General features: G+C 35.2%; 5 protein-coding genes. 2 read left to right on the forward strand and 3 right to left on the reverse strand.

Going from position 1 to position 5,001, the window contains the following annotated elements:
• Window positions 1-94: 94 nt before the first annotated feature.
• Both CG11_RS30735 and CG11_RS28600 read left to right on the forward strand, forming a co-directional pair.
• A complete protein-coding gene (locus CG11_RS30735) occupies window positions 95-967 on the forward strand; it encodes a peptidoglycan-binding protein (protein WP_052600330.1) in 873 nt (290 codons plus the stop codon).
• A gap of 51 nt (window positions 968-1,018) precedes the next feature.
• Window positions 1,019-1,615 (forward strand): hypothetical protein, encoded by a 597-nt coding sequence (locus CG11_RS28600; RefSeq protein ID WP_052600331.1) that lies wholly within the window; start codon window positions 1,019-1,021, stop codon window positions 1,613-1,615.
• A gap of 460 nt (window positions 1,616-2,075) precedes the next feature.
• On the opposite strand, the gene CG11_RS28610 is transcribed toward CG11_RS28600, so the two are convergent.
• The 3 genes from CG11_RS28610 to CG11_RS28620 are packed head-to-tail and all read right to left on the reverse strand — an operon-like array spanning window position 2,076 to window position 4,578.
• The gene (locus CG11_RS28610) at window positions 2,076-2,618 is read right to left on the reverse strand and encodes a GNAT family N-acetyltransferase (protein ID WP_052600333.1); all 543 of its coding nucleotides are present in this window, start codon (window positions 2,616-2,618) and stop codon (window positions 2,076-2,078) included.
• Between the two features lie 53 nt (window positions 2,619-2,671).
• Complete coding sequence (locus CG11_RS28615; RefSeq protein WP_052600334.1) at window positions 2,672-3,409, reverse strand: hypothetical protein; 738 nt, start codon at window positions 3,407-3,409, stop codon at window positions 2,672-2,674.
• 17 nt (window positions 3,410-3,426) lie between these two features.
• Entirely contained in the window at window positions 3,427-4,578 is a 1,152-nt protein-coding gene (locus tag CG11_RS28620) for a hypothetical protein (protein ID WP_052600335.1), read from the reverse strand.
• Window positions 4,579-5,001: the final 423 nt, after the last annotated feature.

Below are 5,001 nucleotides of genomic sequence, written 5' to 3' on the forward strand. Positions count from 1 at the left end.
GCCTATCGTAAAAAACAATCCAAACGCATTTGGGCAGCCTATCGAGCACAAACTCGAATCGAGGTCCAAGGCGAGCACCAAACCGATTCTAAACATGGATAAACAAGCCGTTAAAACCTTGCAATACCGCTTGAGAAAGGTATTGAATATTAGTCTGTCAGTAGATGGCGACTATGGACCATCAACCACACAAGCGGTCTTAAAATTTCAGCAGATTCATGGTTTGCAGTTAGATGGCATTGCTGGTCCCCAAACGTTGGCAAGATTGCATTTGGTTTATATAAGAACCGTTCAAGCCAATTCTAATTTGCTTCATTTTGGAAGCAGGCGTTTTGTCATTTTTGTGGATGCAGGTCATGGAGGCATCAACGATCAAGGACGATACGCAACACCAGGAAAAAGAGCCTATCATCAAGACTTGATCTTACACGAACGAGGGCATTATTACGAAGGTTTTGAAAATCGTTTGGCAGCAGAAGCTTTTATAGAAGCTTGTACAAAGAAAGGTATTCAATGCATTCGCACCTATCATCCACACAAGGACTGGTCGTTGTCAGAGCGCACGGAATTGGTTCGAAGCTATCTAAGAAGAGGTTATTACGGCTATTTGCATTCCTTTCATTCCAATGCAATTTCTAGTAAGAACAGCATTCAAAAGCTAAAGAAGACCATCGGTTATATGGTCTTTAGTACGCTAGGAAATACCTTTTCGGATCAAATTGCTCAGCAGCATTTTACGCACGTTCAGCAAGCTGTAGGCACCAACAATTGGCATTACCGAGAGCAGCTGAAGGATGGCGATTCAGATTATGAAGTGAACTTTCAAGTTTTGAGGGAAACGGATTTATTTGAGTTTACGGATTTCTTTGGGGCGATTCTGGACGAGTGGGGTTTTCACAGCTCCAGCCAAGATGCTCTTTTATTACCAATCCAGATACTAGACTCCAACGGGTTCAAGCTTGTGTAAAAACAGCGCTCTGGGTAAAACATCAATTTAACACGCCTAAATCCTAAAACTATGAAAGAGAACATTCAATTCCTACTGATTTTGTGTTTATTTGCTTATGTGATTTTTTTGCAGCAATGCAAACAAGGCAGCTCAGAGCCAAGAGCTGAAATACGTTTGGATACGATTGTACAAATAGATACGATTTTACCACCGCCTGTTATCGTGCAGTTGCCAAGGCAAGCCATTCCCCAGCCAACGATTATTTATGTGGATAGCTCTAAAAATATCGTTATTCAGGAGCAAATTGATACGAGCAAACACCAAGCTGCTCAATTGTATCAAGATAGCTTAGAGGATGAAAATTTGACTTTGTATTACTCTTCTATTGTCGATGGTCAGCTGCTTCAAAATAACCTGGATTACAAGCTAAAGATCCCTACTCAAATTACGAAGACGATTGAAATTCCGAAACCTATTCCAATGCCTGTTCATTCGATTCTGTTAACAGCTGGTGTTGGTGGGAATGTCCGTTCTTTTGCTAGTGTGAGGCTTGGTTTACAGTTTGTTTCTGCGAAGGGTTGGTCTTTGGGCTATGATTATGATTTGTTGCAGAAAGTGCATTCGGTTAAATTAGGTGCGAAATTATTTCAATTGAAACCTAAATAATGGCAGACTTAATTTGGTTATAACATAGAAAACACATTTTGGGCTGTAGTATTTTTGTTTTACTCCCATATTGGGGGCGATTAATTTTTATTGTTCTTAGATAAGATAAAAATTGTCCTGCGAGAACAGGTTGGTGATATCCAATTCGCAATAAATATTTTCCGAGGGTTTTCTTTTCTCCATTTCCTAAATGAATGACTTTATTTTTGTTGGAGTTTTTCAATAGTCTGACGTTGGTATCTATACCGTACAACCACGCAAAGAACAAAAGCCAAGCTTTGCAATATAGCAAAATCTGTGATTTTGTGGGGCGAGAGCAAATGTATCATTTTAGCTCCTGCAAATGGCGAGGATGGTGATGTATAGATTATTGTACAACGTGTTTAATTTTAACTTTTAATAATTCTAGTTTTTGATGTTGACTGTTTATTAGTAGTTTGATGGACAGTAATAAATTTAATTAAGGAAAATCAATTTCTTCTAAAATACCAAATAAGTGTTCGTCCTCAAAATAATGCTCTAGCCATTCTTTTTTGTCCATTTCAAAATAGAGTATCTTTTTCTCTTCTTTTCTTAGTTTAAAGCACAGGCGATAAGCGACCGCTTGACTCGCGTGATTCGTGGTTAAGCAATTAATACAAATTTTTGTAATTTTTGTGTCTACAAACGTCTTTGAGATCAAGAATTGACAGGCTTGGGTTGCATATCCTTTTCCTTTATAATCGGCCCCTAGCCAATAGGCTAACGCTACACATTGAGTTAGTATTCGACCACTATGCAAGGTAATCAAGCCGACCAAAGTATTAGCGACCCAAATTTCGTAAATATGCACACCCAAATAAAAATCTAGGTGTGCATTCTTTTGAATATATGCTTCTGCTTCTTGAACCCTCCTCATTTTTTTTAAAGATGGCATCCACTTTTCTAGTTCTAAACGATTTTGTTGAACTAAGTTTAGCCATTTTGAGGCATTGTGGGGTTTTGCTTTTTGGAGGTAGAGCATGCAATTTTAATTATCAATTAAACTAGTTATCATTTTGAGACTCACAATCTATACTATACCCATTTAATTGTAATAATATGTTTAGATTCAGAGAAATATTTTTCTAAGTTCTCGACCCATTCATAGGGTACTGTTTTTTTATTAAAAATTAAATATGGTTTATATCCGTACTCTTTAGATATTTCTATTAATTCTAAAACTCGAGCTAGAGCATGTTGCTTTAATTCACCCTTTTTTGCTTCATCAAATTTAGCCCCTCCTCCTGCAATTGCCAATACCTTAGCCTCGTCACTATAGACATCTACAGGTGTTGACTTCTTTGTCGTTAATTTTTCTTTATGAAGATCATAATTAATCATGACTTCAGCTAAGCTAGAATATTTAAATTCTTCCATAATTGAGATTACTTTCTCTTTTCCTTCTATAAAGGTTCTCCACTCTAAATCTTTATTTCCGTTTCTTTTTCCTATGTTAACATCTTCTACTTTCAATTCATCCTTAATAAGACTAAGCGTATCTTTTTCTAATTCATCTCCTGATTTTTGGGATTTTTCTGAAAGATCCAAGCTCTTACAATACTGCAGAATAGTTTCACGGTCCAAGTTTTCAATTTTCATTGATTTTTTCTTCGTTTTTTTCATAAAAAAGCCTATAACCTTATTCTCCTTAGTCGAATATTCAGAGGGTAAATATTCAGTAACTATGTTTTTTATTGTTTCTAATGTTTGGGTGCTTTCTTGAGCTTTTAACTGTACTATTTCTTTCAATGAATCGTCTTTTTTTTTTTCCATTATTGATACATTTTAGTTTACAAATTTGAAATTTTTAAATTTATAGACTCTAAATCACGATAAATATCCATGATTAGTTCATAATCATCTCCTTCCAAAGCTTTGTTCAATTCCTCTTGTTTCGCATTTTGTTCCTTTATCAAAGGTTTTAATTTTGCCCAGTCTTTTTTTATACCTAATAAAGTGCCTTCTAAGCGCTGCAATTTTTCAGGAAAATGAATTTTGCCTCCCTTTACAAAATTTCTCCATGTATCAAGATGATTTTCTAAATTTTCTATATTCGCTTCCACAACACTAGAGGAAATAGAATTTGCTTTTTTCAAGTTATCATAAAACTGCTCCAAATCTTTCACTGCCTTAGTATAAATATTTTCCTCTTGCGCCTTAACAGCATCTTGATTTGAAGAATCTCCTGCTTTAGCAGCTTTACGCTTTTCAAAAAAAGTGCTCCACTTTTGATAAATCTTCTGCCAAGTTTCGCCTTGCTTTTCTATAATCAATTGTTCTGCCTGAGGCATAATATCGGTCGCCCAAGAAGCACATAAATGTTTGAGTCGTTTTAAAACTTGATTTTGCTTGACTAACAAAGACATTTTTTCCTCTTCTGTCGTTGCAACAACAATTGCTTTTTTAATTTTCTCTATTGTCAAGTGGTATTTTTGCAAATCTGTCCCGATTGACTTTAATAGATTAAGCCCCGATTCATCACCTTGATCGAAATCTACAACAGTAGAACTTTCTACCTCATTTAAATCCGCTACTACCTCCAAATAAGCTTTTGGTTTAAACGATTTAAATACCTTTTTTAGAGGCTTTAATAGCGTATCTTGAGTTAATTTCCCCTTTTCTGGACAAAGGACAATTTGTAAATCCGAGCCCACTTTTACTAGCTTACAAGTACCATACGAGTAGGCTTTTAAATCCATCGTTTTATTTGCTTTTACTTCTTTTTCCCAGCTTGTCTTTTGACCCAAAAAGAGTAAAGGTTGTTCTTCATTGGTTGATGCTCCATTCCAACTTAAATGCTCTCCACTAACTAAAACATAATCACAAGTAGCATTAGCTTTGGGGTCTTTTAATACCTCCATTACTTTTTTCTTAAATAAAGATTGATAGCTACCATATTTGGTATTTTTAATAGCCCTAAACGTTCCTAACTTTGCTTTCATATATTCCTGAATTTATTGATTAGATAGATGTCCAATATAAATTTTTGATTTTACTGATTTTTCCTTAATGTTGCACAACTCATTTACATACATAAACACCAATAGTGCACGTAATATTAAAAACAATAAATATATAGAATAGTAACATAATAAAAGAGTAACGACCGATTTTTTTGCAAAAAAGCAAACCATCCATCCAAAAAGCGTAACCCCCAGCGTAATAATTTCCAACCTACTCCACACAACCCAAGCCCAAACATATACGCCAACATTTTTAGCCATTAAAAACCATCCTAAAAACACCCAAAATTACGCTACAAAAGACCTCAAAAGCCCTTAAAAAATTCGTTTTTTAGCACAAAATAGCGGCATCTTTGTACTGTTCATAACAAGCAATAGAAGCAAACCCAAACAAATTTACTT

The sequence above is a fragment of the Aureispira sp. CCB-QB1 genome (assembly GCF_000724545.1).
Lineage (GTDB): Bacteria > Bacteroidota > Bacteroidia > Chitinophagales > Saprospiraceae > Aureispira.

Bases quoted from the DNA above. Each gene is read 5' to 3' on its own strand.
- CG11_RS28620 (WP_052600335.1), bottom strand. From the start codon at position 4,578: ATGAAAGCAAAGTTAGGAACGTTTAGGGCTATTAAAAATACCAAATAT.
- CG11_RS28610 (WP_052600333.1), bottom strand. From the start codon at position 2,618: ATGCTCTACCTCCAAAAAGCAAAACCCCACAATGCCTCAAAATGGCTA.
- CG11_RS28615 (WP_052600334.1), bottom strand. From the start codon at position 3,409: ATGGAAAAAAAAAAAGACGATTCATTGAAAGAAATAGTACAGTTAAAA.
- CG11_RS30735 (WP_052600330.1), top strand. From the start codon at position 95: ATGGATAAACAAGCCGTTAAAACCTTGCAATACCGCTTGAGAAAGGTA.
- CG11_RS28600 (WP_052600331.1), top strand. From the start codon at position 1,019: ATGAAAGAGAACATTCAATTCCTACTGATTTTGTGTTTATTTGCTTAT.